The organism is Hydrogenophaga sp., assembly GCF_030656115.1.
Taxonomy (GTDB): Bacteria; Pseudomonadota; Gammaproteobacteria; order Burkholderiales; family Burkholderiaceae_C; genus Hydrogenophaga.
Map to the genome: position 1 here is coordinate 50,074 of NZ_JAUSOO010000037.1, position 25,607 is coordinate 75,680.

Below are 25,607 nucleotides of genomic sequence, written 5' to 3' on the forward strand. Positions count from 1 at the left end.
GCTTGTCTCCTCGGGTTCGGGTGTGGTCAGTGGGTGTCTGGCAGCGGCTTGGGCGTGGGCTCGCGCAGAAAGTCGAGCAGCAGCGCATCAAACTCGTCGGGCGCTTCCAGGTTCATCAGGTGGCCGATGCCGGCGAGTTCGGCGTAGCGCGCGCGCGGGATCGCCGCCGCCATCTGGCGCATCACGGCGGGCGCGGCCACGCGGTCGAACTCGCCGCCGATCAGCAGCGTGGGCACGCGGATGTGGGCCAGATCGGCCTGCCGGTCGAACGTGACCAGGCATTCCAGCGCACGCCGGTAGGTGGCTGCGGGCACGCTGGCCATGCAGTGCTCGGCCAGCTTCAGCCCCTCGGGCAGCGAGCCGGGGCCGACCATCTGCGGCACCAGCCGGGCGGCCATGTCGGCCATGGTCTGGCCCGCGTCCAGCGGCGCGGTGCGCTGGGCAATGAACTGCTGCGCCCAGGCCTCGGCGCTGCGCCCGTCGGTGCGCTTGCCGAACGCGGCCGAAGTGCCGCACAAGATGAGCTTGTTCACTTTGTCCGGGCGGCGGGCGATGACTTCTTGCGCCACCATGCCGCCCATGCTGTGGCCCAACAACGTCACGTTGTCGCACTGCAAGGCGTCGATCAAGTCCACGCAGCGCTGCGCCAGGCCTTTGAAGCCGTACGGCTCAATGGGCGCGCTGCGGCCATAGCCGGGCATGTCCCAGGCCACGGCGCGAAAGCCCAGGCTGGCCAGCGTTTCCACCTGCGGCGCAAAGGCGCGGTGACCGCCGCCAATGCCGTGCAGCATGAGCACGGTGGGGCCACTGCCCAGGGTGGTGAATTTGGGCAAAGTCATAAGGCCCCCTTGCGTTCCGGGCTTCCGCCCGGCCCGGGGCTGGTCGCTTCGCGTACTGCGCTGCCCCCCGAGGGGGCTGGCCTTGCTTGGGGCGGCCCGGCGCGGCGGCTGGTCATGCTGCCACCACCCGGCCCGCGTCCACCACCACCGTGCCGTCCAGCGTCACGGTGCAGCCGCGCAGGGGCCAGTCGAAATGGCCGCGGGTGTAGCGGCCGGCGGTTTCGTTGGCGCCGGTGCTGTAGAGAAAGTTGCCGGCAAAAGCGCGCAGTTCGGTGCCGTTGAAGTCGCGCTTGTCGTACAGCGCCATGCTGTCCCAGCGCGCGGCGTCGTTCAGGCCGTAACCCACGTGCGACACGGCGTAGGCCTCTGGCTCGTCCCAGGCGGCGAAGTGCGAGCGCAGCAACTCGGCGTCCACGCCCGTGCCGTCGATCCGGGTCACGTAGTCGTTTTCAATCGTCAAGGTGATGGCGCGTTCGATGTAGCGCTTGAAGGTCAGGTTCACGTCGCCTTCGGCCAGCACCAGGGTGCCGTTCACGCTGCCCGCCGCCGGGAACGCCAGCACCAGGCCGCCGGGCCAGTGGGTGAGCGTGCCGGGGCGGGTGGTGCTGCCCCAGTTGCCGCCAGCCACCGCGCCGGGCAGTGCGATCGACAGGTCGGTGCCCGCCGGCGAGGTCACGCGCATGGCCTGGGCCGCGCGCAGGCGTTTCACATGCGCTTTCACGCGGGCTTCGGTGGCGTCGTCGGGCAGCAGCCGGGCCAGCGCTTCGGGGTGTTCGTTGCTGATGTACACCACGCGCGGCTGGGTGATGCCGTTGCCCTGCAAAATGGCGGGCAGCTCGGGCGCGTGCATGAGGCCCTCCACCGTGCAGTCCACCACCAGGGTGCAGGCGGCCAGCGCGGCCACCACCGGCGCCAGTTGCTGAATGGCGGGCGTGGCGCCGGTGGAGCGCGTCACCGGCTCACCGGCGCTGAACACCGAGGGCAGCGTGAGCGTGAAACTGTAGGCGCCCACCCGGGCCACGGCCAGGCGCGCCAATTCCATCAGCACCGGGCGGCTTTGGGTTTCACCGAGAATGGCAACGGTGTCACCGGGTTGCAACGCACAGCGGCACAACACGGTCTCAAACGCATCGATCCAGGCGGGTTCGGTCCGCTCTTGCAACATAAAAGGCTCCTTGAGAAATGCACGCCCCACGCACCGGAGCGTTGACCGGGTGGTGCCCCGCTGGCTTGATGCCGGGCAGGACACCGCCTATTATTGATGAATTTTCATATAAATAACACCCATGTCCCCTGCCCGTTCTGCCGGCCACCAGGCCCGACCCCCCGACTTTTCATCGCGCGAATTCCGTGCCTCGCTGGGCATGTTTGCCACCGGCGTCACCATCGTCACGGCGCGCACCGCGGCGGGTGAGCTGGTGGGCCTGACCGCGAATTCGTTCAACTCGGTCTCGCTGGCCCCGCCGCTGGTGCTCTGGAGCCTCGGCCGCGCGGCGGGCTCCATGGCCGCGTTTTCCAACGGCAGGCACTACGCCATCAACGTGCTGGCGGCCGACCAGCAAGCCCTGGCCGAGCAGTTCGCCGCCAAGGGCACCGACCGCTGGGCCGGCGTGGCGTTCACCGAAGGCATCAGCGGCGCACCGCTGCTGGCCGGCGCGGCCGCCACGTTTGAATGCTTCAACCGCAGCCAGTACGCCGAGGGCGACCACGTGATTTTTGTGGGCGAAGTGGAGCGCTGCGCCCACCGCGCCGAGGCGTCGCCCCTGCTGTACCACGGCGGCAAGTTCTACACCGAGCACCCCCTCTGAACATGGCCATTCTCCGAAACGCGCGCAGTGCCCCCATCCCCACCTGCCCCCAGCGGGGGACGGGGTCAGACATCCTCACGGTCAAACGCCTGGGTGCGCACATGTCTTGGCTCCCTCCCCCGCTGGGGGAGGGCTGGGGTGGGGGCCTGCGTCACCAGACGGCGGTTGATCGTGATGTGTTTTGGCGGCCCTTTTCAAAATGAGGATGGCCGCTCTGAACTCGCCCCCTACCAGCAGCCCCCGCTTTGTGGACGACTACCTGGGCTACCTGCTGGGCCAGGCCAACCACGCGCTGTTCAAAGACTTTGAGGCCGTGGTGCGCGCTGCCGGGCTGGGCTCGCTGGAATGGCGCGTGCTGGCCACACTGAGCGGCCAGGCGCCCATGCCCGTGGGCCAGTTGGCGCACGAGGTGCTGAGCCAGCAACCCACCGTCACCAAACTGCTGCAGCGCCTGAGCGCGCAAGGCTGGGTGCACCTGAGCGACGACCCGCAAGACCAACGCCGCACGCTGGTGGCCATCACCGCCGAGGGGCTCGACAAAGTGCTCCCCCTGATGGCGCAAGCGCGCGAACACGAAGCCCAGACCCTCAGCGGCCTGAGCGCCGCCGAGGTGCGGCAACTCAAAAACCAGTTGCGCCGCCTCGCCCGCGCGGGTTGAGCGCCCAACGCCCGCTCATGGCGTTCCCGCCAGCGACAGCCTGCGCCGGGCGCGCCGCCTACCATTGCAGCCATGACCGCCGTTCAACGCAAAGACCACCTCGACACCTTCGCCATCACCCTGCTGGTGGCGTGCTGCGCCTTCTGGGGCTTCCAGCAAATTCTCATCAAATTCGCCAGCCGCGAAATACCCCCGCTGTGGCAAGCCTCCATCCGCATGTGGGGCGCCACCGCCCTGCTCTGGCTGTGGTGCCAATACCGGGGCGTGCCGCTGTTCAAACGCGACGGCACGCTCTGGGGCGGCCTGCTGGTGGGCCTGCTGTTTGCGGGCGAGTTTTGCTTCATCTACCTGGGCCTGCAGCACACCAGCGCCTCGCGCCTCACGGTGTTTTTGTACACCAGCCCGTTCTGGGTGGCGCTGCTGCTGCCGCGCTTTGTGGCCGCCGAAAAGCTGCGCCGCATCCAGTGGGTGGGCCTGTGTGTGGCCTTTGGCGCGGTGGCCGTGGCCTTCAGCGAAGGGTTTATGCACAGTTCCCCCGTGGCCGGGCAGTGGATGGGCGACGCCATGGGCCTGGCCGCCGGCATGCTCTGGGGCCTGACCACGCTGGCCATTCGCACCACCAAAATTGCCACCGTTTCAGCAGAAAAATCGCTGTTTTACCAACTCGGCGTCACCGCGGCCGTCACGCCCTTGCTGTCGCTCGCACTCGGCGAAACCTGGAGCTTGAATTATTCCGCCTTGGCCTGGGGCTCGATTTTTTTACAAACCGCCGTGGGCGCCTTCGCCAGCTACCTGGCCTGGATGTGGATGCTGCGCCACTACCCGGCCACGCAAATGGCCACCTTCACCTTTTTGACGCCGGTGTTTGCGCTGGTGTTCGGCGTGGTGCTGCTGAGCGAGCCGCTCACGCTGCAACTGGTGCTGGCGCTGCTGGGCGTGGCGGCGGGGATTGTGTTGGTTAGTCGGAAGGGGTGAGGTGTTTGACGCATGCGCCTGCGTGGCGGCAGATATAGGCTGTTATGCGCAGGCCTCGGTTATGAACAGTTGCCGAGATCGATTGAGCTGAGTGCTTTGATTTGTCTATGCCACTGACAGCAGCAGCCCTGGTGAACTGGACATAAGCTCGGTGCTGCGGCAAGACTGGTGATCACATATTTGAAGATCACAGCACACCGTGCGTCACTCGACAACAATGCATCTTGGTTGCAGTCGGGCGTGGACATCAGCGGGATCACGCTGTGGCTCAGCCACTGGTGTCCGACGATGACCCAGCGGTACATCGAAGCCGATCACGCGATGAAGGAGAAGGCGCTGTCCCGGCTGTAGTATCCCGGCGTCGTCGCATGCCGGTTCCGAGCAGATGACTCGCTCTTCGACTTCCTCAGGACCAACCTTTATGTAAATCTCTACATAAAGGCTGATAGCAGCTCTTCAGGTTTCGGGAAGGAAAGGCAACAGATCCTGTTACTAGACATCGGGCTACTTAAGCGTGTTCACAATCCGACTACTGGGTTTGCGAGGTGCTGCCGTAACCCTTGACAAGGCGTGGCGCCATTTCAGGAAAAAGCACGCTTATCACAGGGTCGTAGTGCGCAGGCCGCAGGTGTGTCTCGTCGCCTGAGTTCACCTTGTTGATGACGCCTTGCCGCCAGGAGGCATAGCGCTCGGCTTGCTTTGGGGTGAATTGGGCCTCCAATCTATAGGCCTTGACGCCCATGAGGTACAGCGAGTGCCACTGCTGGTGGCCGTGCGTGCTTTGCATGATGGCATTGAGCACTTGGTAACCGGTATTGAATGCATAGCCGATACCTCGATTGTGTTGGATCGACAGCAATCGCGAGATGATGCCTGCCCCCCCCACCATCTCGGGGTCGGCGGCGCCCGGGTATCCGTGCGCAGCTAGGGCTTCTGCAGCTTCCACGAGTTGCAGCCAAGGCTTGCTGCTATTCCCAAGTAGCTCGGGTTTCGGGTCAGGACCCCGATGTGCCCGCCGGGCTTTGTCGATGCGGGTGTTGGCGTCGTGGAACTCTGTGGCGGCGACAAGATAAATTTTGGCCCATTCCGATGCCGGCGTCGCAAGCAAACGGGGACGCCTCAGTTCGGCGAGGCGCGCTTGAAACCGAACCGATACCGGATGCTGATCCAATTCCGTTTCGAGTAGTTGGCGGCGCAACCGCAAGGCCGGGTGATGCAACCAGCGCTTGCCGATGGTTTCGTCTAATACCAAATGGCGTAGACCTTCCCGAGTTACGCGTCCGCCGAGCGAGCCTATGTCGATTTCCAGCGTCGGCATGTTGAGTTCTTGAATGCGACGCAGCTTCTCCTGATCGATGCCATGGGTTACTGTGACCTCAATCAGTAAGGTCCGTGGCCAGCTCTGGCTGCTGTGGGTGTCTTCGACCAACTCTTCGAAGGCATCATCGAGCCAGGTTTCGGTGACACCGAAGATAAAAGGCTGAGGTTCGCGGAGGGAACAGATCACGTCTGGGACGATGCTGCCCTTGTGTTGCTCCAACTGGATCTTCTCCAGCGACAGCATTGTGGATTCTGTCCACCACTCAATTCGAAGGGTATTGCCTTCCCATTCGCCGCTGAACTCGTCCGGGGCATTGCGGATCACTTTGACTACGAGGCTGGGTGTCGCTATTTGCGAAGCATGTGCCAGGATTCTCTTGACTTCGCTGTGCAACAGCGTCTCGCGACGTAATTGCTGGGCTACGGATGGCTCTAGGCCAGGGGGTAGTTGCTGTCGGAACTGTGCCTCTTCAATGTCCTCCCAGGCATCCATGGCTTCGCGAGCCAACTGCTGGGCCTGCACATTTGCGGCTGATTGCAATGCCATGTCGTCCCAATGCGCGCACCAGCGAATGTCCGGAAACAGACGAAGCCGCGCACGGATCTCGTCGGGCGACATCATCGCAATGGCGGGATCGGAAAGGAATAGCGTGACAATCGCCCGCCCCTGGCCATCGCTACCGGCAACTCGTTCCCCCGTGAGGTCGACTAGGAATTCACGACCATCGTCCAGCGTCAACAGTGCCGTAGCGTGGTCGTGGAGTACTGCGCTGATGATGGATACGCGCTCTGCGGGTTTCTCGGCCCACCCTTCATAGCCCTGACCGCTGAAGCCGATGGCGTTGGCGGACATCCGGCGTCTCGGCAGATCAATGAAGCCGCGATCCTGCAGGTGCCGGATCGCGGCCAGCCGAGCGGCAACTATGGTGCAGTCGTCCTTCTGCGCCCCCTTAGGATGGCGGAAATGCGCGGTGGGGTTCTTGCGCAACGGTTGCCCAGCCAACACTGGCGTCAGTGAGAGGTCGCATGCTGGACATTGGCATTCAGCGTTTCCATCGATGACTTCATGGTCGTGGATGTAGCGCGGCTCGCCGGTGCGCGCATCGTTCGCCCACGTCAGCGGCACTGTGTTCGCATCGGGCGTGGGACGATCTGGTGCGGTATGGGTGTCTACCTGCCAGTTGCTAGATTTGTGTGTCATTGCCGCCTTTGCGCTGCCGATACATCACTTGGCACCTTCGCGTTCGCGTTGACGCAGACGCTTCACGTAGGGGCCATCGACCATGCTATCCGCGTCTAGATCGAGCGCGCAGTTCACCAAGATGGCGAACGTGCTGTCGCTGATCTGTAGCCCGTAGGGAAGGTGGCCGAAACTCCGGGCGCTGTTCTCTTCGATGCTCGCAAACAGTGCTTTGAAGAAATCGGCGAGAGAAGCCCGGGACGCTGCCGTAGCCGCCGCCGTCAAAGGGTCGGAGGCCTGCGCAACTGCGGTCGCAGCATCGTGAGCCAGTTCCCGGACGAAGTCGCTCAGCCTGGGCCAGTACTTGAGGTCGAACTGTCTCCGCAGATCTTCGAGGCGCTCCCGTACATGGCGTGTGAACCCATAGTTCTCTTGAGATGATGCTTGGATCACGTCGCAGACATGGTAGTGCGTATCCGTCCTGAAGCCTGACGTGTTGCCGAGGTCCGAGCGCTGCTGCAGCAGTTCAGCCAGTTCGGTGGCCTGCTTGGCAATTTGCTGGTTCACCTTGGTGAGTTCACTCCGCGCGTTGCGCGCTTCCGCAATCCTCTCGGGATTCCAAAGCGCTGCCGCTGTCAAAACCAGCCCTAGAAACGTCTTCAGGGCGTGCGGATGCTGATGTAACTTGCTGTGCAACTCCTCGTAGGCCGGAGTCATTTCCAGGCCTCTGGCCAGAAGGCGATCCACCACTGTGCTTTCACTGGGCAGGATGTTGTATTCGGCGTTGTAGCGCTTTTCCTCCATGAGAAGGTTTTCGCAAACGTTTTTTGGAGAAACCGGTGTGTGCAAACTCATGGTGTGTCGTGGCAGATGAACATGCTTGCAGCATAGTGATGAACTCGCGTTCTGTCGGTACCTCAAGTGCTGAGGCAAAGTCTGGTTTTAGGTACCACGCCTTTCAAGGTGTTAGGGCTACGCTGAATAAGTCGAAAGCGCCAAAATTGAGCCTTTGTAAATCAATGACTTACGCGAGCCATTTCCATAAATCAGGCACTTGTTCAGCGTTGCCTTAGGTTGTCCTCGGCATTGTTGACGAATTGCGGTCGAGCCGCGTGCCACGCTGGACTGCTTATGGTGGCATTTTTAATACCATTCGCCATGCGTGCAGTGATTGATACCCATGTGTTTGTCGGCGCCTGTATGGGCACGGGAGCTTGCAATGCCGTTATCCACGCCTGCCCATTGAGCGCGCAAGAGCGCAACACCTTGCTCGACATTTTTTTGGTCCGTTGTGAATGGACCCGGGTGTATTACCTGTGGCGCCCCAACCTGCGTGACGAGGGTGACAACCACCTGATCGAACTGGCTGTGGCAGCCGGTGCCGACCTCATCATCAGCCGCAATGTGCGCGACCTGCGCAGCGGGCAGTTGCCCTTTGCCAGGTTGCGGGTCATGACACCCGAAGCGTTTCTGAAGGAGATTTAACATGGCAGCACTCACCGTCCGGTTGCCTGACGACAAACACCGTCGGCTCAAAGCCCTGGCGGCCAGTCGGGGCACACCGCTCAACCGACTGATTGACGAAATGACCACCCTGATGCTGGCCGAGTTCGATGCCGAAACCCGTTTTCGGCTGCGTGCCAGCCAAGGCATGGGCAAAGAAGCCGAGGGCTTGGCTTTGCTGGACAAGGCTTTGCACAAGCAAGAAAAAAACCTATGAACAAGGCCGCATAAAGACGCGACGTGGCTTAAGACTTCACAGGGCCGGATACATCACCGGCGCGCCCAGCCGACAACCGTGCTTTGGCCATGCTGCACCGCATGAAATGAATCCAGGGGATGTCACACAGTCGGTGGCTCCACCTCAAGCACCGCCTCGACATAAAGCTTCTCGATCAGCACGATCAGTACCACCATCAAAGGCGTGGCCAGGATGACGCCCGGCAACCCAAACAGCAGGCCAAAGATGACGGCTGCGATGATGCCCAGCACAGCCGGCAGGTCCACCGCCCAGCGCTGCACGAAGGGCATCAACAGGTTGCCTTCCACCTGCTGGATGGCAATGCACAGCCCGGCCACATACAGCGCCTGTTGGGGCCCTTGCATGAAGGCCAGCAGCACGGCCAGAATGCCCGATGCAATGGGCCCGAAAAAGGGGACGAAGGCCAACACGCCAGCGATGACGCCGATGGTTGCCGCCAGCGGTATGCCGAGCATGGCCAGCCCGATGGCCGTGGTGGAGCCGACAAACAGCATGGAGATGCCCTGCCCCAGCAGCCAACGCGACAGCGCCTGTGCGCTGGCCAGCAGCGCGCCGTCGACGCGCGCGCGCCAGGCGGGCGGCACCAGCCGGACCAGACCCCGGCGGTACAACTGCGGGTCGGCCGCCAGGTACACACCCAGCACCAACACCAGGCCGATGCTGCCCAAAGCGCCCAGCGTGCGCGTGGCCGCATTGGCCACGCGGGCCCAGGGCATGTCTTCGGCGTTGAGGCCTTCCCACACCTTCAGCGCAGCCAGGCCCAGCGAGTGACCGCGGGCCCAGGACACCAAGGCGGCCATGGCTTCGGGTATGCGCTGGCGAAGGTCCTCGGTCTGCGCCAAGAGGCGGTCACCCGCCAGCCACGAACCCAGCACCACCACCGCCAACGTCAGCACCACAGCGGCTGCGACAGCCAACTGGTGTTTCACGCGCAGAAAGCGTTCCAGCGGTGCCGCAAATGCCTGCAAGGCCACGGCAACGATCACGGCGCCGAACATCAGCACCAGCACGTCCGACAGCCGCCAAGCCAGCAGGCCCAACACCATGAGCAGCGCTCCCAGCGCCAAGATACGGGTGCTCGGAGCAACTCGGGTGGGTGGGTGTTTGATCGTCATCGGTGGACCGTTTGGGTGAAGGCTGGAACCGGACGAGGCCCGGTGCGACGAGACAGCCGTTCACAGCGGTGATTGCCAAAACCACCGAAACGCCAAGCAAGTGGGTACAGATGGGGCTGATCGCTCGTTTACCCATCCCCATTCAGTCTCGCCACAGAAATAAAGTGCCTCCGGGTTGTGCGCCACGACCCCGCCAAGCGGATGAGCACCTTCGCCTGTTTACTGGGTGTTTGGCAGCAGGGCGCCCTGTCGGGTCAACGGTGGCCAGGTACCGGCTGCGGCCCGGGTTTCGTACCACCGGTGCATGGCCGCGTCCTCCACGGCGTATTCGCCCCGTGCCGATTTCCACACCAGCGCAGGCATGCGCTGGCGCAGCGATTCCAGCGCGTTCTGCGCTTGAGGCGGCGTCACCGCCTTGTCGCGCCCGGTTTTCTCGCGGTAGAAGCGCAGCGCTTCAGCGTCATACGGCCTGAAGCGGGGGCCTTGTTCCAGCATGCGCCACAGCACCGCCTGCTCCAGCGGCTTCAGGCCCAGGTAGTCCGACTCCATCTGGCCCTCGTCGTCTTGCTGGCGCTGTGCGGCGGCCTGCAACATGGCGGGCTCAAAGCGGCCCGTCAGCGCCGCCAGCGGGCTGAGCACTTGGCCCAGTGCTTCCATGAAGAATTGCGGCCGGTTGCCAAAACCTTCAAACGCGGCCTGTAGCGTGGCTGGGTCCACCGGCGCCAGCTCGGGGCGCTGCGCCTCAATCAGTTGAACGATGTGCGCCATGAAGTCCTGCCCCAGCATCGGCATGGTCTTGATCTGTGAGCCATAAAACGGCGAACTGTTGGTATTCACCAGGCGCAGCAGCTTGTCACGGTCCGATCCCGACATCACCAGCATCAGGTTCACCACACCCGGTCGGTTCAGCTGGTCGCGGGCCGACTTGAGCGCTGTCATGGACGCCTCGCCCGCTTCGCTGGTCAGCGCGTGCTGGGCTTCGTCAATCACCAGCGCCACCGGTTTGTTGGCCGTTTCATGCAGGGCGCGCAAGGCGTCTACCAGCGTCAGCCCGTCCAGCCTGCCGATGCGGCTGGTGTCAACGTCCAGCCACCCAGCCAGGCTCACCTTGTTCAGCCCGGTTTTCTTCGCGGCGCGGGCGATCACACCCAGGTGCGGCTGCAGGGCACGGCCCATAGCGTCGGCAATCAGCACGCCAGGGTCGCGCGTGATGTCGGCCCAGAGGTCCACATACACCACCACCACACCCGCTTTTTCCAGCGCCGGGCACAGGTCGCCGCGCAAGAAGGTGGTTTTTCCCGTGCGCCGGGGCGCAGCCAGAAACAAGCCATTGTGGGCGTCACCAAAGGCGGTCTTGCCCTGGAGCTGGCGCACCAGTTCATCGGCCAGGGCGGTGCGGGGGTAGGCGATCATATTTATCTCGTTTTATTTTGATTTTGATAATTTATCGAGATCGAGATAAAAGTCAATAAAAGAGCGTCTAGCTGCTCAGGTTTCTTCAGCTACGAAAGCAGGGTCTGGATGCGCATACGGTAAGTAGGGCTGCGCTTTTAACTCGCCCGTGCATGGCCAGCACCTCAAGTCTTGCGCCGGATGCGCCCACCGCCCATGGGCCAGCGCACCAGGTTCAGCACGTTCCCAGACAAGATCAGACCGACCCCTAACAAGGTGAACAGATCCAATCCTTCCGAGTACGCCAGCCAGCCCACGAGCGCGGTCAATGGCACGCGCAGGAAGTCCATCGGCACGACCACGGTGGCATCTGCATGCTGCATCGCCCTGGCGAAGCAGTAGTGTGAGTAGGTGCCGCAGAACGCCACCACCACCACCCAACCCCAGGCCTGGGCGGAGGGCCATTGCCAGACCATGAGCCCGGGTACCAGCCCGATGGCGCTTTGCACCACCAGCATCCAGAAGCTGATCGCGACGGCGGCGTCCGTGCGGGTGAGGGACTTCACCAACACGACGGAGATGGCGAACCCGAAGGCTGAGGCCAGCGCAATCAGCTGCCCCATGTCGATCTCGCCCGCGCCTGGACGCACGATCACCGCCACGCCCACGAGCCCCAGCAGCACCGCGAACCACTTCCGTCCGCTCATCCGCTCACCGAGAAAGACCACGGCCAGGGCCGCCGACCATATCGGCATGGTGAATTCAATGGAAACCACCTGTGCGAGCGGGATCAGTGTGAGGGCCACAAACCAGCCGTACTGCGCGGCATAGTGAACGACATTGCGCAGCATGTGCTGGGGCAGCCGTTGGGTACGGACGGCGCTGAAACCACCCGCTGCGCGCACCAGCGGCCAGAGCATGAGCATGCCGAGGGTGGAGCGCAGCAGCATGATCTGGAAGACCGAGAGTTCTTGCGCGGCCTCGCGCCCGGCCACGGCGATCACCACCATCAGCGTGAGCCAGCCGGCCATCCAGACGGCGGCGCGAGCGATGGGTGTATGGAGGTGGAACGGCATCGGCTTGAACATGGGAGCCGTGGCTTTTTGATTTCAAATGGGTTGTCTGGCCTGGTGTTCGGCCGCAAAAGCCACGTACCAGTCCAGGCAACCCGGGTTGGCCATGGCTTCCTTGTTGATCACCTTCTCCAGCGGCTGGCCGAGCAGCAGCTTCTTGATCGGCAGCTCCTGCTTCTTGCCTGAGAGCGTGCGCGGAATCTCGGCCACCTGAAAGATGGCGTTGGGCAGGAAGCGCGGCGACAGCGCGGTGCGGATGGCGCCGTTGATCTTGGCCGTCATCGGATCGTCCAGCGAGAGCCCCGGGCGCAGCACCACGAACAGCGGCATGTAGCTCTCGCGCCCGAGATATTCGAGGTCGACCACCATCGAGTCCAGCACCTCGGGCAGGGCCTCGACCGCGCTGTAGAGCTCGCTGGTGCCCATGCGCAGGCCGTGGCGGTTGATGGTGGCGTCGGAGCGGCCGTAGATGACGCAGGAACCGTCGGGATGGATGCGCAGCCAGTCGCCGTGGCGCCAGACGGCGCCGGCTTCTGCGGCGAGATCACCGCCACCCGGTTTGCGGCCGTGGCCGGGCGGGTACATGTCGAAGTAGCTGCCGAGCAGGCGGCGGTTGTCGGTATCGCCGACGAAGTACAGCGGCATGGACGGGATGGGTTGTGCGCAGACCAGTTCGCCCACTTCGTCGATGACCGGCTGGCCCTGCTCGTTCCACGCCTCGACCGCGCAGCCCATCAGGCGGCACTGCATGCGGCCGGGGGTTTGAGGCAGTTCGCGGTTGCCGCCGATGAAGGCGCCGGCGAAGTCGGTGCCGCCGGAGATGTTGCACCACCAGATGTCGCCGGGTTGTTGTCCCATGTGCGAGAGGCTGGGTTCGGGGAGGCCCTCACCCCTGCCCTCTCCCAGGGGGAGAGGGAGTGAAGACCCCCGCAACTGGCGAAACTGCGCTGTGCCCCAGTTCTGCGCGTCTTCCGACAGCGGCGAACCGGTGGTGCCGAGCGCGCGCACCTTGGACAGATCGCCACAGGTCGACAGGTCCACCCCCGCTTTCAGGCAGTTTGCAAAAAACGCCGCACCGGCGCCGAAGAAGGTCACGCCCTGTTCGGCGGCGAAGCGCCAGAGCGTGGTCCAGTCGGGCTGGTCTTTGCTGCCGCCAGGGTTGCCGTCAAAGATGACGCAGGTGGTGCCGTTGAGCAGGCCGCTGGTCTGCGCGTTCCACATCACCCAGCCGGTGGAGCTGTACCAGTGGTAGCGCTCGCCCCAGCTGTTGGGGCGGTAGCTGCAGCCCACGTCGTTGTGCAGGATTTTGAGCGCCAGCGCGACGATCATGGTGCCGCCGTGGCCGTGCACGATGGGCTTGGGCAGGCCGGTGGTGCCGCTGCTGTACACGATCCACAGCGGGTGGTCGAATGGCAGCCACAGCGGCTCAAAGGCGGCGGTGTCAGCATCAACGCGCGCGGTGGCGGTGCTAAACGCGGTGCAGGGCTGGGCCGCTTCGAGCGCGCGGTCCACGGCGGCGGGCTCTTCGGCCAGGTTGGTGTGCAAGATCACATGGCGCACCGTGGGCAAGGCGGCGCGCAACTCGGCCACCACGGCCAGGCGGTCGAAGTCGCGTCCGCCGTAGGTCACGCCGTCGCACGCAATCAGCGCCACAGGTTCGATCTGTTTGAAGCGGTCGAGCACAGCATGCGTGCCCATGTCGGGCGCACACACGCTCCACACCGCGCCGATGCTCACCACCGCCAGAAAGGCCACCATGGTTTCGGGAATGTTGGGCAGGTAGGCGGCCACGCGGTCGCCGGGCTTCACACCCTGCGCCTGCAGGTGCAGCGCCAGCGCCGCCACCTGGCGGCGCAGCTCGGGCCAGCTCAGCTCCACCGCGCGGCCCTTTTCGTTGCGGCTGACCACTGCCGAAAAACCCGCCGCGTGCGCGGGCTGCACGTGGCGAAACACCTGCTGCGCGTAGTTCACCTGGGCGCCCGGGAACCACGTCGCGCCGGGCATCACGTTGCGCTGCAGCACCGCGGTGTGCGGCGTGGGCGAGCGCAGGTCGAAGTAATCCCAGATGCTTTGCCAGAACGCGTCCAGCTCGGTGGTGGACCAGCGCCAGAGCGCGTCGTAGTCATCGAACTGCAGGCCTCGGTGTTCGGCCAGCCAGTGCTGGTACAGGCGAATCTGGGGCGTGAAGGGGGCGGTTGGCGCGGTGCTCATGGGTTCGCTCTTTCATCGGGCCCTGGGGGCCGGTTGTCTCCGTCGAGCACGAGGGTAGCAGCGCCCCACAAGCGCAGCCGTTGCCGGTGCGACAGCCTGCGGTGCTGCGCGCCCGCACCAATGCGAATGCCCACCCGGCACGGAACCTGAGCGTTTTTGTTGCGGCCCCGTGGCAGCGGGCGATGTCCAGATCCGACCGCCTGCTCGACTCTCAGACTCTCACATACCGGCAATGCGGGAGCGGGTCGATTGCAGCACGTGGAGCACCACGCCCAACGGACTGGCCGCCGCCACCATGAGCACCAGATCGCCACCTTGCTGCCGCTGGATGCGCGCGGTGGCGACATGAACGCCCCCGGCCTCCATGGTCATGACATTGAGTCCACCGCTGCCCTCGCCCGAACCCAGTGGCAGGCCGTCGATCGCGGAGGCACCGACCGCCATCAGCGAGCTCGACAACGCCGCCATCTTGCCGACCTGCTTCTCATCCAGTCCGATCGATGCGATGTTGAAGCCGTCCGGCGTGCACAACACAGCGCAGCGGACCTTGGGCAGACTGGCCACCATGTCCTGCAGCACCGGGAGAAAAAAATGGCCCATGGCCAAGGAATCCATTTGCCATCCTTTGCTGTTCAAAAATTGGGCCTTGGCCGAACGTGCCACGTTGGGACACTCCCTCAGGCTTGCAAAGCGGTGTAGGGCGTCACCAGCGCCATGGTGACGGCCTGCAACACGTCAGCAGGCTCTCTGGGGTCGGCGCTGAGCACGGGCGCCAGCGGGTGGAAACGGGTCACCAGTTCGCGCACCGAATCCAGCACCTGCTGCTCCTGCCCGTCGGGCACCCGTGTCACCGCCACCGCCAACCGCGCCACCGCCTTGCGCTGGGCCAAGGCTTGCAGCCACTTGCGGCATTCCAGGCGGATCGGGTCGCGGTCACCGTAGATCCAGAGCACGATCGCCGAGCTGCGCGGCAGCAACGCGTCCCACATGGCGTCAAAGCGGTCCTGACCCGGCACACCGATCAGTGCAACCACTTTGCCATCGGGGAAACGCCATTCGCCATAGTCCAGGCCCACGGTCGTGGTCGTCTTGCCGGACTGCTGCAGCGTGCGATGGCCAATGGCCTCGGCACTGACCACATCGGTATTGACCACCGGCACATCTGAAATGGCGCGCAAGGCGGTGGTCTTGCCAACGCCAAAAGGACCGACGAACGCGACCTGCTGTTCGACTTGATGACCGAGAACGACGGGCAGTTTGTTCACGTGAATTTGCTCAGTAGGCGCGTGACCAGGCCCCAGCCCAATCCGCTGGCCGACAACTGTGTCGGTTTGGGTGCTTCGTTCGGCCGGGTCTGGCCGGACACGCGGGGTGCGATCTTGGGTTCCATCGTCAAAATACCCTGCTGCTGCGCATCGGCCAGCAGCGCATCCAGGGCCAGCAGAGCGTGGGGACACGCCAACCGGAGATCTGGGTAGCTGCACGGTTTGGCCAACATCTGCCCGCAGGCGGCGGCCAGTTCAATGGCGCCGCTCTTGCCATCGAGCAAGCCGTTGTAGCGAGACACGTTGGGCCAAACCTTCAGGCGCACCGGCTGCTCAGGGGCCGTCCAGGCACCGATCGGAACCGGTCGGTCCGGGAAGCAATGATCGATCCAGCCAAACACCTTGTCCATTTGCAGCGGCACTTTGAGAAAAGTCCATCCGCCCTGCACGGCCTGGGCCGGAAAATGGCTCGCCAGCACGACACCTTGGTAGGCGCCCTGCTTTTTGTGCTCTTGCAGCAGCTGGCTCAAGCCGGCCGGCTCCAGACAGCTGGCATCAATCACCCACAAGGCCGCCGCGTTGGGCTCTTCCCGCCATTCCCAGCGGCGCTCGTTCATGCCCAAGAGCGACTTGAACGCCATGACATGCGGGGATTGCCGGTGCGGCGACCACAGACCGCACCCGAGCGGTTCGGTGCGTGCGGCCTGAGACGGTTGACTGGAGGTCAATGGGCTGGACAAGTGAAGATGTTGCAAACAAGGCGGGGCGTGCCGACACCGCCTACACCACCGACACCGGCGTTCAACGACCGCCAGCCACCGCCGTCAGCATTTTGGGAATGGCCACCGACAGCAACATGCCCATGTTGGTCTTCTGGCTGTTGAGCAGGATCCCTTGCAACACGTCGTTGCCGTGGCGAAGAATCACGACCAAGTGATCGCCCTCCAGTTCCAGCATGTAGTAACGCCGCAGTTTGGGGAAGCCCGAATCCGACAGGGTGCTCATGAGCGATGTGGTCAATTCCGTAAACAGTGCCACGGCCGCAGGCTGGGAGTTGTATCCCGCGATGGAGAGCCCCACGCCCAGCTCCCAGATGTCGGTCGCGACAAGACCCTCTTTGAGCGTATTGCGCAACTCTTGAACGGCAGTGTTCAGTTTTTCAGTATCAATGACCATGTACTCCACCTTGTTTGAGAACCAAAAGATTCAGATCTTCCGGGCAGCAGTTGTAACCAAAAACACCCGCAAGAAGTCTGACACCGACATCTACCATGGTAAAGCGCCTGAAAGCACGGTCGGGCCCAGTAGAAACCCGAATTGACCCCCCCGGGGTATCGGCCCCACCGGCGTGTCTCGCACCGGATCGGTGCACGCGCGCGTTCAAGCGCAAAATGTGGCGCGTTTCAACCGACACCAAGACCAACAAGGATTTTCCATGGGCCTCTTCAACTGGACAGAAAAACCGGCCTCCACCCTCGCCCGCGGCGGTGTGGTGGGCCCCGACGAGCGTCTGCCCTGGCCGCAAACCACGGTGATGGGTGTGCAGCACCTGATCGCCATGTTTGGCGCCACCGTGCTCGCGCCCATCCTCATGGGGTTTGACGCCAACGTGGCCATTCTCATGAGCGGCATCGGCACGCTCATCTTCTTCGTCATGACGCAGGGCAAGGTGCCCAGCTACCTGGGTTCGAGCTTTGCCTTCATTGGCGTGGTGATCGCCGCCAGCGGCTACGCCGGCCCGGGGCCCAACGCCAACATCGGTGTGGCGCTGGGCGGCATCATCGCCTGCGGCGTTGTGTACACGCTCATCGGCGCCGTGGTGCAGGCCGTGGGCACGGGCTGGATCGAGCGCTTCATGCCGCCGGTGGTCACCGGCTCGGTGGTGGCGGTGATCGGCCTGAACCTGGCGGGCATTCCCATCAAGAACATGGCACCGACCAACTTCGATGCCTGGATGCAGGGCGTCACCTTCGTCTGCGTGGCGCTGGTGGCGGTGTTCAGCAGCGGCATGCTGCAGCGCCTGCTGATTCTCATGGGCCTGATCGTGGCCAGCGTGGTGTACGCCGTGCTCACCAACGGCCTGGGCCTGGGCAAGCCGATGGACCTGTCGGGCCTGGTCAGTGCCCCCTGGTTCGGCATGCCCCACTTCAGCGCGCCGGTGTTTGAAGCCAACGCCATGCTGCTCATTGCGCCGGTGGCGGTGATTCTGGTGGCGGAAAACCTGGGCCACATCAAGGCCGTGACGGCCATGACCGGCAAGAACCTGGACAGGTACATGGGCCGCGCCTTCATGGGCGACGGCGTGGCCACCATCGTGGCCGGCAGCGTGGGCGGCACGGGTGTGACCACCTACGCGGAAAACATCGGCGTGATGGCGGCCACCAAAATCTACTCCACCGCCATCTTTCTGGTGGCGGGCATCATGGCCATTGTGCTGGGCTTCAGCCCCAAGTTCGGCGCGCTGATCCAGGCCATTCCGCTGGCCGTGATGGGCGGCGTGTCGATTGTGGTGTTCGGCCTGATCGCCGTGGCCGGCGCCAAGATCTGGGTCGACAACAAGGTCGATTTTTCGAACAACAAAAACCTGCTGGTCGCCGCCATCACGCTGGTGCTGGGCACCGGCGACTACACGCTGAAGTTCGGTGAGTTTGCGCTGGGCGGCATCGGAACCGCCACCTTCGGCGCGATCTTGCTGCACGCGCTGCTCAACCGCAAAGCCTGATCGTTTGGGGTCAGGGCAACGGGATCAGCCGCTGCGGCACAAAAGCCTGTTGCTCCTGTTTTTCGGCATACCCCAGCGGATTGGCCACGATGCGGCAGCGGCCCACCTGCACATCGGTGGGGCAGTGCAAATGGCCATGCAGCCACAGATCGGCCATCGGCAGCAGGTCGTCAAGCCCATTGCAAAAACCTGCCGTGCCGGGGCTCAGGCCGTAACGCGGGTCGGCGCTGTGCAGGGTGGGCGCGAAATGCGTGACCACCACGGTCGGGCCGTCAAAGGGCTGGGCCAGCGTGTTGCGCAGCCAGTGCTGGCATTCCAGCGCCAGCGCGCGCATGGCCTCGGCGTCAAACAGCCGGCCGTGGCGCTGGCCAGCCATTTTGGTGAGGTAAAAGTTGGCGGCGCGAAACGCTTTTTCGCGTTGGCGCAAGCGGTGGGTGAGTGGGTCGGTGGCCGCAGAGGCCGTGGGGGTCGCAAACGCCGCATGTGCGCCTTGCCGGGTGGAGCGCGTCGCCTTGGCGGGTTGGGCTTTCACACCACCCAGGGCGTCGTAATCGCTCCACAAGGTGGTGCCTACAAACCGCACACCGCTCACCACCAGCGTCTCGCGCTCCAGCCAGGCAATGCCCAGGCGCTCGCAGGTGGCACGCAAGCGCTGGTGGGCCTCGTCCACATCCAGCGCGTCGTATTCGTGGTTGCCGGGCACAAACAGCACCGGCACCGGCCAGCCGGCGTATTGCGGCAGGGGCGAAAAGCGCTGCAAACCCCAGTCTGGCTCGTCCATGGCGCCACCGTCCCGGCGGTGTTGGTACGAGCCAATGTCACCAGCCAACACCAACACGTGAGCACCCGGTGCGGGGCTGGCCATGAATTCAGGGTTGGCTTCGAGGTGCAGGTCGCTCAGCAGCTGGATATTCATCAATGGATTGTGGGCCAGATTGCACAGACAGGGGCCCGTCGAACGCTCTCAGCGAATCACCAGCACCGGCACATGCGAAGACGCCAGCACCTCGGTGGTCACGGAGCCCATAACCGCCGTTTCCAAGGCCGACAGGCCCCGGCACCCCATCACAATCATGTTGCTCTGCAACTGGTTGGCAGCACGCACCAACTCCGCCGCCGGCGTACCCTGGCGCAGCATGCGCAGGGGGGTGAAACCTTGGGTTTCCAAAAAAAGGCTGGACTCGTCCAGAACTGTTGCGCTGGCCGCCGTATCAAGACCCTTATCCGCTTTTGGCGGGACATGGAACAACACATATTCGTAGTGCGGCCGAAACAACAATTCATTGGAGACGATGTAGGTGAGCATGCGCCGGGTGTAGCGGCTTCCGTCTACGGCGAGCAGAAATTTCATGGTGGGAATGGATGGACTCTCAGTTGGCTGTGGGATGCGATTTTCAACCCAGAAAAGGCCTGTGACCGCGGGTGTGCACGCACAGGCGCCGATAGCGAAAACCGCAGGTTTCATCAAACCCGGCCCCAGCGAGGACAGTTTTTGCCGGATTCGCAGACCTACAGCCCCGCGATGGGTCAAGAAGACGGTTGCAACGAAGCTCCATTCAACCTGGAAACGGCAGTTGGACCGGTCCAAGTCGGCTGTCAGGGGGTGGGCTGGCAAGGCGCAGACGCAGCGGGCTACTGCCCACCAGGAGGAGCAACGCCGCCAGCGCGGCCGGCGGCGATCCGGTGGGCCTCGTCGGCGCCGCACCGCGGGGCCTCCGTCCACCGCTTGCAGCAGGCCGGCGACCAGCACCGCACACGGTCCTGCAGCGCAGGAAGTTCAGGAACCCGCCACCCAGCCCGCTCCGTGCGCCGCCGTCAACCCAATGCGTGCCACCAGCCGGTGTTCACCACCGGGTGGCACACTCACCACCTCGTGGGCTGCGTTGGCGGTTTCCACGCACACAAAATGCCGGTACCCCCCGCTCGGCAGGTCGGCCATGCCCGCTGCCACGGCGTCGCCCGGGTTCCAGACCACGGCGGTGCGGCTGCCCGCACTGGCAATGCGCAGCGTGCGCTGTCTGGCGCCGTCCACCAGCGCCAGTTCGGCGGGGGCATCGGTGTAGATGCGGTCCACTTCGGCGTCAAACCGCACACCGCCCACCTGCTGGCGCACCGCGCCACGGGCGCCGGTGGCGTTGTCGATGTACGCGCAGCCATCGAGCCCGGTCACCGTGACCTGCGCGATGTCGCCCACCGCGAAGTAGCTGTGCAGCGCCTGCGTGATCTGCAGCGGTGCATCGCCCGTGTTGCGCGTGCTCAGCGCCAGATCCAGCGTGGCGCCCACGCTGATCTCCAGCGTGAGTTCAAAGGCGTGCGGCCAGACCGCGCGCGTCTCGGGCGTGTCCGCCAGGACGAGGACGATGCGCGTGGCGCCCTCGGCGGTGGTGGCCGTGTGTTGCAGCGTCCACAGCCGGGTGCGCGCAAAACCATGGTTGGGCCGCCCCAGCCCTTGCGGGTCGGGGCCAAACCAGGGCCAGCACACCGGCACCCCTCCGCGGATGGCCTTGCCGCTTTGGTAAAGCGCTTGTGGGCTCAAAAACAGCACATCGGCATCGGCCGCGCGCGGCCGGAACGCCAGCACCTGCGCGCCGTACAGCGAAATCTGTGCGCGGGCGTGGGCGTTGTGCACGTTGATGATGGGCAGACCGCCGGGCCCCTCCTCCAGCCGCAGTTGTCCGGGCTGTCCGTGGGTGGCGTTCAGGGTATCGAGCAGGTGGGCGATGCGGGGCACGTTCATGGCAAGGACTATAGCGAGCCGGTGCCTGCGTTGTATGCCGGGCGGGGTTTCAGGTGGAGCGGCGGCCACCGCGCCCGGCCGTCTTCCAGTAGCCGAACTCATCCTCGTGCACCTCAATGTCGAGTTCCTGCACGCGCGCCAGCAAACGCTCTTGCGCGTCGGCCACGGCGCGGTTGTACACGCTGGGGCCCACTTCCTGCAGAAAGAAGTTCAGCAGACCGCCTGCGGCCACGTTGCCAATGGGCTCGTCCATGTGTTCGCGAAAGTAGCGCTCAATGGACGCGATCGCCTGCTGGCGGGCTTCTTTAGGGAGTTCGATGGGCATGGCGGTCGGCGTCGGCGAATGGTCTTCGCAGTCTGCCCGAAAATCGTGCTGCCTTGTGCTTTCGGTACCCGACCCGCCCAACAACGCGCCCCCAGGCAGTCGACCAAAGGGCCCGGAATCCCCCTGTAAGGTATGGAAATGTGCATGCTTGCTCAGTAAACTTCTGGGAAAACGTTTTGTTGCACGGCTGCCCAAAACCACTTTTCAACGGCGATCGAAGGGGGAAAAATGATACGGAACGTGGCAGGCTTGACGGCACCCAGGCACCTGTGGCTGCTTGGCCTGTTGGGGGTTTTCATGAACCCAGTGTTCGCGGTCAGCCCGCCAGCGCCAGAGCTCAAATACATGAGTCCCAAGTGCGTCTCCATGCTGGAGGCCCAGCGCACGGCACCCAATGCGGTGCGCTACCAGCCGTCGTTTGCCGAACTTCGCAGAAATTACCAAGAGCAGTGCAGCGAAAACCAGGCGGAGGCTCGGCGGCGCCTGTACGAAGAAAAGCGCAAGAGCCAGCAACAAACGGCGGAGCAGGAGCGCGAGATGAAGAAGCAACAGCTGCTCAGTGACAATGCGGCGAAGCTCAAGTCGGCACAGTGCATAGAGATGCGCGAAGCCCTGGAAGCACGGAAAAGGCGCACCCATATGACCGATGGCGAGATTCGCGATCTTGGCCTGTTTGAGACCCGGTACAAAGAGCGCTGCCCCTGAGCGCAGCGAGGCCGAACCCTACTCCAGGCGCTGAAACACGCTCGTGCTCTGGTCCTTCTCGCGCAGGCTGAATGCATTCTTCGAGGCCGAGAGCACCGCGTTGGCTTCGTGGCCCACATGGTCGCCCACCTTGAAGGTCCAGACGATGCGGTGCCCCTGGTATTGCCAGACGCCAAACTGAAGTACCTCGCCGTTGTCTCGTCGGATTTCCCATTCCCCGTTTTCGTACAAATGGATCGGAATGCTGGATCGGGACGACTGCCATTTCCCCACAAACGTTTTCTGGCTCAGTGCATCGTCACCCGAACAGGCGACCAACAACCCCGCAACCAGCAGGCCGGTCAGGCCCGCACCCACCGCACGGCGTCCCGCCGCGACCAGAAAGGCGGTGCGGTATCTGTTCATGGCTGGGCCAGAGCCTTTCGCAGCGCTTCCTCTTCCGAGCGCCGCAGCGCGGCAGACACTTCGTCGGCCCGGCGTCGGGTTTCCTGTTCAAAGCGACGCTGCTCCAGTTCGGCTTGCTGCTGCTTGCGTTTCGCTTCGTTGGCCTCGCTGGACTTGCGCTGGTTTTCGCGCTCCAGCAGGTCGACTTCCTCGCGGCTTGCGGGTCGCACGCCGTGCGTCTGGTAATACTCCTGAATCACCACCTTGTCTTCGGCAGAGCGCTGGAAAGCACTGGGCTGGTTCGTCACGGCCATACGCATAAAGATCATTTGCAGCACCATGCCCATCACGGACAGAAGGCCAATGAAAACCAGCGATTTGGTCACCGACGACTTGAGGTTGGACAGCAACCAGACCACCGGTGACTGGCGTTCCTCTTCCGGGATCTGGGTGTGGCGGGCTTGGCGCAACACCGCTTGTGCCGGGAACCCGCGGTCCCAGGCGTTGGAGGCCTCCAGACTTCCCCGCGTGGATTCGGTGCCCGTGGTCCGGGCGTTCTGCGCACGGTCATGGGCCAGTTTGGCGTCGTAGGCCAGGCGCGATACGGGGCTCGACAGCGTGTTGAGCGCTACTTTCAGCGCCTGCACCCGAACGTCAAGGTCGGCTGCACGGTCGGCCGACCGCTGAGCAATCAGCTGCGCCACCAGGTGGTCGTGGGCCTGCTGGATATCCTCCACAGAGGCGTCCGGATCCACTTGCAGCAATTCATAAAGGGATTTTTTGGCTGGCTTCACAGGGGGAACTCGCGGTGAATGCAGGGACTTTTGATGTTACCTGCCCACCGCTGGCCCGGCACCATGCCGACAGGTTGCGGAAAAGCAACACGCATCTTTTCACCCACCCTGCCGCAGTGCCCGCCTGTATTGCACCGCTTCGGCCACATGGCCCACACCCACCGCATCCGACTCCGCCAGGTCGGCAATGGTGCGTGCCACACGCAGCGCGCGGTGCGTGCTGCGGGCGCTCCAGCCCAGGCGGGCGGCGGCGGTGTTGAGGAACTTGAGGGCGGCGGGCTCGGGGTGCACGTGTTCGTCCAGCGCCTGGCCGGCCAAAGCCTGGTTGTGCTGGCCTTGGCGGGCGTGGGCACGGGCGCGGGCAGCTTGCACGCGTTCGCGCACGGTGTCGCTGGGTTCACCGGCCACGCCGTGCAGCAGGTCGTCGGGTGGCAGGGTCGGCACTTCCACATGCAGGTCGATGCGGTCGAGCAGCGGGCCGCTGAGCTTGCTCTGGTAGCGGTTGATCTGGTCGGGCGTGCAGCGACAAGCTTTGGTGGTGTGGCCCAGAAAGCCGCAGGGGCAGGGATTCATGGCGGCAATCAGCTGAAAGCGCGCCGGGAACTCACTTTGCATGGCTGCCCGCGAAATGCGGATGTGGCCGCTCTCCAGCGGCTCGCGCAGAGCTTCCAGCGCGGCCCGGGGAAATTCGGGCAATTCGTCCAGAAACAGCACGCCGTGGTGTGCCAGCGAGATTTCGCCCGGACGGGGCGGCGAGCCGCCTCCCACCAGGGCCACGGCGCTGGCGGTGTGGTGCGGCGCGCAGGTGGGGCGCAGGCCCCAACGCTCCAGGCTGAAGCGGCCGGCGAGCGAAGCCACGGCGGCCGATTCGAGCGCTTCTTGCGTGTCCATGGGCGGAAGCAGGCCGGCGAAGCGCTGGGCCAGCATGCTTTTGCCCGAGCCGGGCGGCCCCATCATCAGCAGGCTGTGGCCGCCAGCGGCGGCAATTTCCAGGGCACGCTTGGCGGCAGCCTGGCCTTTCACGTCGGCCAGGTCGGCGTAGCGGGGAGCTCGGCCGAGCTGGGTGGGGGCCAGACGCACCCAGCCGCCGTCGTCGGGCGGGGTATCGCCTGGGGCGTTGGCGTTTTCGGGCAGAAAATGCGCCACCACGTCGAGCAGGTGGCGGGCGCGGTGCACTTGGGCTTGCGGCACCAGGGCAGCTTCTTCCGCGCTGCCCGGGGGCAGCACCAGCCGGGTTGGCGCGGTGGCATCAAGTCCCGTGGCACGGTGCAGCGCCAGGCTCATGGCCAGGGCGCCGCGCACCGGGCGCAGTTCGCCGCCGAGCGAGAGCTCACCAGCAAATTCCCAACCCACCAGACGGGCCGCGTCGATCTGACCACTGGCGGCCAGGATGCCCACGGCAATCGGCAAGTCAAAGCGGCCCGAGTCTTTGGGCAGATCGGCCGGGGCCAGGTTGACCGTGATGCGCTTGTTGGAGGGGAATTCGAGCCCCGAATTGGCGATGGCCGAGCGCACGCGTTCTCGCGCTTCTTTCACCTCGGTGTCGGCCAGACCCACCAGGGTGAAACTGGGCAACCCGTTGGCCAAATGGACTTCGACCTGAACGGGCCGCGCATCCAGTCCCAGCAAGGCGCGGCTGTGTACCAATGACAGACCCATGTGCATTCTCCCTTTTTTGGTGCAAAAACCGGCCTCGGTTGCTGGGAAGCGCCCGGCTTGGGTATGCACCGATTTGGTGCTCACGCTGTGGGTGTGACAACCGCCGAGCGTGGCCATGAGTCTTCATGATGGCACACAGCGTCCCTGCGGCGTGCACACGTCTGGGGGATGAAGGTGCTTTTGCAACACCTGAGAGGGGTGTTCTGGCCCTGCATTGAGAAATATTGGCACGGTCTGTGCTTAAAAACGAAGGCAATCGAATCCAACCCGTGGTGTGGGCCTGACGGCCTGATCACCTTCCTGATCTAGAAGAGGAATCACAGCATGAAAATGGTCTCCGCCATCATCAAGCCGTTCAAACTGGACGAAGTGCGCGAAGCGCTGTCTGGCATGGGCGTGCAAGGCATCACCGTCACCGAAGTCAAAGGCTTCGGCCGCCAGAAAGGCCACACCGAGCTGTACCGCGGTGCGGAATACGTGGTCGATTTCCTGCCCAAGGTCAAGATCGAGGCCGCAGTGTCCGACGACCTGGTGGACCGCGTCATCGAAGCCATTGAAGGTGCTGCACGCACCGGAAAAATCGGCGACGGCAAAATTTTCGTCACCTCTCTGGAACAGGTGGTTCGCATCCGCACCGGCGAAACCGGCAAAGAAGCGCTCTGATCACCGCCACAGCTCAAGAA

General features: G+C 64.0%; 28 protein-coding genes. 9 read left to right on the forward strand and 19 right to left on the reverse strand.

Annotation, left to right across the window (positions count from 1 at the left end):
• Positions 1-26: 26 nt before the first annotated feature.
• Positions 27-839 (reverse strand): alpha/beta hydrolase, encoded by an 813-nt coding sequence (locus tag Q7J58_RS04655; protein ID WP_304824111.1) that lies wholly within the window; start codon positions 837-839, stop codon positions 27-29.
• Positions 840-951: 112 nt separating this feature from the next.
• Entirely contained in the window at positions 952-2,004 is a 1,053-nt protein-coding gene (locus Q7J58_RS04660; protein ID WP_304824114.1) for a peptidase M29, read from the reverse strand.
• 121 nt (positions 2,005-2,125) lie between these two features.
• Here Q7J58_RS04660 and Q7J58_RS04665 point away from each other — a divergent pair, with 121 nt between their 5' ends.
• From Q7J58_RS04665 to Q7J58_RS04680, 4 genes are all read left to right on the forward strand, one after another.
• Positions 2,126-2,647, forward strand: a complete 522-nt coding sequence (locus Q7J58_RS04665) for a flavin reductase family protein (RefSeq protein WP_304824116.1) — start codon at positions 2,126-2,128, stop codon at positions 2,645-2,647.
• 205 nt (positions 2,648-2,852) lie between these two features.
• Positions 2,853-3,305 (forward strand): MarR family winged helix-turn-helix transcriptional regulator, encoded by a 453-nt coding sequence (locus Q7J58_RS04670; RefSeq protein ID WP_304824119.1) that lies wholly within the window; start codon positions 2,853-2,855, stop codon positions 3,303-3,305.
• Positions 3,306-3,377: 72 nt separating this feature from the next.
• The gene (locus Q7J58_RS04675) at positions 3,378-4,280 is read left to right on the forward strand and encodes a DMT family transporter (protein WP_304824121.1); all 903 of its coding nucleotides are present in this window, start codon (positions 3,378-3,380) and stop codon (positions 4,278-4,280) included.
• Positions 4,281-4,460: 180 nt separating this feature from the next.
• Positions 4,461-4,631: a hypothetical protein gene (locus tag Q7J58_RS04680; RefSeq protein ID WP_304824124.1), complete on the forward strand. Its 171-nt coding sequence runs from the start codon at positions 4,461-4,463 to the stop codon at positions 4,629-4,631.
• A 178-nt stretch (positions 4,632-4,809) separates the two neighbouring features.
• Here Q7J58_RS04680 and Q7J58_RS04685 read toward each other — a convergent pair whose 3' ends face one another.
• Positions 4,810-6,801, reverse strand: a complete 1,992-nt coding sequence (locus Q7J58_RS04685) for a hypothetical protein (protein ID WP_304824127.1) — start codon at positions 6,799-6,801, stop codon at positions 4,810-4,812.
• A 24-nt stretch (positions 6,802-6,825) separates the two neighbouring features.
• Entirely contained in the window at positions 6,826-7,635 is an 810-nt protein-coding gene (locus tag Q7J58_RS04690; RefSeq protein ID WP_304824130.1) for a hypothetical protein, read from the reverse strand.
• A 303-nt stretch (positions 7,636-7,938) separates the two neighbouring features.
• On the opposite strand from Q7J58_RS04690, the gene Q7J58_RS04695 reads away from it, so the two are divergent.
• Together Q7J58_RS04695 and Q7J58_RS04700 are read left to right on the forward strand one after the other, a co-directional pair.
• On the forward strand, positions 7,939-8,265 hold the full coding sequence (locus tag Q7J58_RS04695; RefSeq protein ID WP_304824133.1) for a PIN domain-containing protein: 327 nt from the start codon (positions 7,939-7,941) through the stop codon (positions 8,263-8,265).
• Between the two features lies 1 nt (position 8,266).
• Complete coding sequence (locus Q7J58_RS04700; protein ID WP_304824136.1) at positions 8,267-8,500, forward strand: toxin-antitoxin system HicB family antitoxin; 234 nt, start codon at positions 8,267-8,269, stop codon at positions 8,498-8,500.
• Positions 8,501-8,622: 122 nt separating this feature from the next.
• Here Q7J58_RS04700 and Q7J58_RS04705 read toward each other — a convergent pair whose 3' ends face one another.
• From Q7J58_RS04705 to Q7J58_RS04740, 8 genes are all read right to left on the reverse strand, one after another.
• A complete protein-coding gene (locus tag Q7J58_RS04705) occupies positions 8,623-9,657 on the reverse strand; it encodes an AI-2E family transporter (RefSeq protein ID WP_304824139.1) in 1,035 nt (344 codons plus the stop codon).
• 219 nt (positions 9,658-9,876) lie between these two features.
• Positions 9,877-11,070 (reverse strand): ATP-binding protein, encoded by a 1,194-nt coding sequence (locus tag Q7J58_RS04710; protein WP_304824142.1) that lies wholly within the window; start codon positions 11,068-11,070, stop codon positions 9,877-9,879.
• Positions 11,071-11,234: 164 nt separating this feature from the next.
• Entirely contained in the window at positions 11,235-12,137 is a 903-nt protein-coding gene (locus tag Q7J58_RS04715; RefSeq protein ID WP_304824144.1) for a DMT family transporter, read from the reverse strand.
• Between the two features lie 21 nt (positions 12,138-12,158).
• Positions 12,159-14,333: an acetoacetate--CoA ligase gene (locus tag Q7J58_RS04720; RefSeq protein WP_304824147.1), complete on the reverse strand. Its 2,175-nt coding sequence runs from the start codon at positions 14,331-14,333 to the stop codon at positions 12,159-12,161.
• Between the two features lie 219 nt (positions 14,334-14,552).
• Positions 14,553-14,948 carry a hypothetical protein gene (locus tag Q7J58_RS04725; protein ID WP_304824149.1) on the reverse strand — a complete coding sequence of 132 codons (396 nt, stop codon included), beginning with the start codon at positions 14,946-14,948 and terminating at the stop codon, positions 14,553-14,555.
• 62 nt (positions 14,949-15,010) lie between these two features.
• The gene (locus Q7J58_RS04730; RefSeq protein WP_304824152.1) at positions 15,011-15,598 is read right to left on the reverse strand and encodes an ATP/GTP-binding protein; all 588 of its coding nucleotides are present in this window, start codon (positions 15,596-15,598) and stop codon (positions 15,011-15,013) included.
• Positions 15,595-16,215 (reverse strand): hypothetical protein, encoded by a 621-nt coding sequence (locus tag Q7J58_RS04735; RefSeq protein ID WP_304824154.1) that lies wholly within the window; start codon positions 16,213-16,215, stop codon positions 15,595-15,597. Before Q7J58_RS04735 ends, Q7J58_RS04730 begins: the two co-directional genes overlap by 4 nt.
• Positions 16,216-16,399: 184 nt before the next feature.
• The gene (locus tag Q7J58_RS04740) at positions 16,400-16,774 is read right to left on the reverse strand and encodes a hypothetical protein (protein ID WP_304824156.1); all 375 of its coding nucleotides are present in this window, start codon (positions 16,772-16,774) and stop codon (positions 16,400-16,402) included.
• Positions 16,775-17,033: 259 nt separating this feature from the next.
• Here Q7J58_RS04740 and Q7J58_RS04745 point away from each other — a divergent pair, with 259 nt between their 5' ends.
• Positions 17,034-18,320 (forward strand): solute carrier family 23 protein, encoded by a 1,287-nt coding sequence (locus Q7J58_RS04745; protein ID WP_304824158.1) that lies wholly within the window; start codon positions 17,034-17,036, stop codon positions 18,318-18,320.
• Positions 18,321-18,330: 10 nt separating this feature from the next.
• Here Q7J58_RS04745 and Q7J58_RS04750 read toward each other — a convergent pair whose 3' ends face one another.
• From Q7J58_RS04750 to Q7J58_RS04765, 4 genes are all read right to left on the reverse strand, one after another.
• Positions 18,331-19,236, reverse strand: coding sequence for a metallophosphoesterase (locus Q7J58_RS04750; RefSeq protein ID WP_304824161.1), 906 nt, complete (start codon positions 19,234-19,236; stop codon positions 18,331-18,333).
• A gap of 48 nt (positions 19,237-19,284) precedes the next feature.
• Positions 19,285-19,671: a universal stress protein gene (locus Q7J58_RS04755; RefSeq protein WP_304824164.1), complete on the reverse strand. Its 387-nt coding sequence runs from the start codon at positions 19,669-19,671 to the stop codon at positions 19,285-19,287.
• A gap of 426 nt (positions 19,672-20,097) precedes the next feature.
• On the reverse strand, positions 20,098-21,057 hold the full coding sequence (locus Q7J58_RS04760) for a D-hexose-6-phosphate mutarotase (RefSeq protein ID WP_304824166.1): 960 nt from the start codon (positions 21,055-21,057) through the stop codon (positions 20,098-20,100).
• A gap of 49 nt (positions 21,058-21,106) precedes the next feature.
• Positions 21,107-21,382, reverse strand: a complete 276-nt coding sequence (locus Q7J58_RS04765; RefSeq protein ID WP_304824168.1) for a DUF2164 domain-containing protein — start codon at positions 21,380-21,382, stop codon at positions 21,107-21,109.
• A gap of 366 nt (positions 21,383-21,748) precedes the next feature.
• On the opposite strand from Q7J58_RS04765, the gene Q7J58_RS04770 reads away from it, so the two are divergent.
• The gene (locus Q7J58_RS04770; protein WP_304824170.1) at positions 21,749-22,087 is read left to right on the forward strand and encodes a hypothetical protein; all 339 of its coding nucleotides are present in this window, start codon (positions 21,749-21,751) and stop codon (positions 22,085-22,087) included.
• A gap of 18 nt (positions 22,088-22,105) precedes the next feature.
• On the opposite strand, the gene Q7J58_RS04775 is transcribed toward Q7J58_RS04770, so the two are convergent.
• The 3 genes from Q7J58_RS04775 to Q7J58_RS04785 form a co-directional block, all read right to left on the reverse strand.
• Positions 22,106-22,492 carry a hypothetical protein gene (locus tag Q7J58_RS04775; RefSeq protein WP_304824173.1) on the reverse strand — a complete coding sequence of 129 codons (387 nt, stop codon included), beginning with the start codon at positions 22,490-22,492 and terminating at the stop codon, positions 22,106-22,108.
• Complete coding sequence (locus tag Q7J58_RS04780) at positions 22,489-23,265, reverse strand: hypothetical protein (protein WP_304824176.1); 777 nt, start codon at positions 23,263-23,265, stop codon at positions 22,489-22,491. Before Q7J58_RS04780 ends, Q7J58_RS04775 begins: the two co-directional genes overlap by 4 nt.
• A gap of 99 nt (positions 23,266-23,364) precedes the next feature.
• Positions 23,365-24,924 carry a YifB family Mg chelatase-like AAA ATPase gene (locus tag Q7J58_RS04785; RefSeq protein ID WP_304824179.1) on the reverse strand — a complete coding sequence of 520 codons (1,560 nt, stop codon included), beginning with the start codon at positions 24,922-24,924 and terminating at the stop codon, positions 23,365-23,367.
• A 324-nt stretch (positions 24,925-25,248) separates the two neighbouring features.
• Here Q7J58_RS04785 and glnK point away from each other — a divergent pair, with 324 nt between their 5' ends.
• Positions 25,249-25,587 (forward strand): P-II family nitrogen regulator, encoded by a 339-nt coding sequence (gene glnK / locus Q7J58_RS04790; RefSeq protein WP_056264790.1) that lies wholly within the window; start codon positions 25,249-25,251, stop codon positions 25,585-25,587.
• Positions 25,588-25,607: the final 20 nt, after the last annotated feature.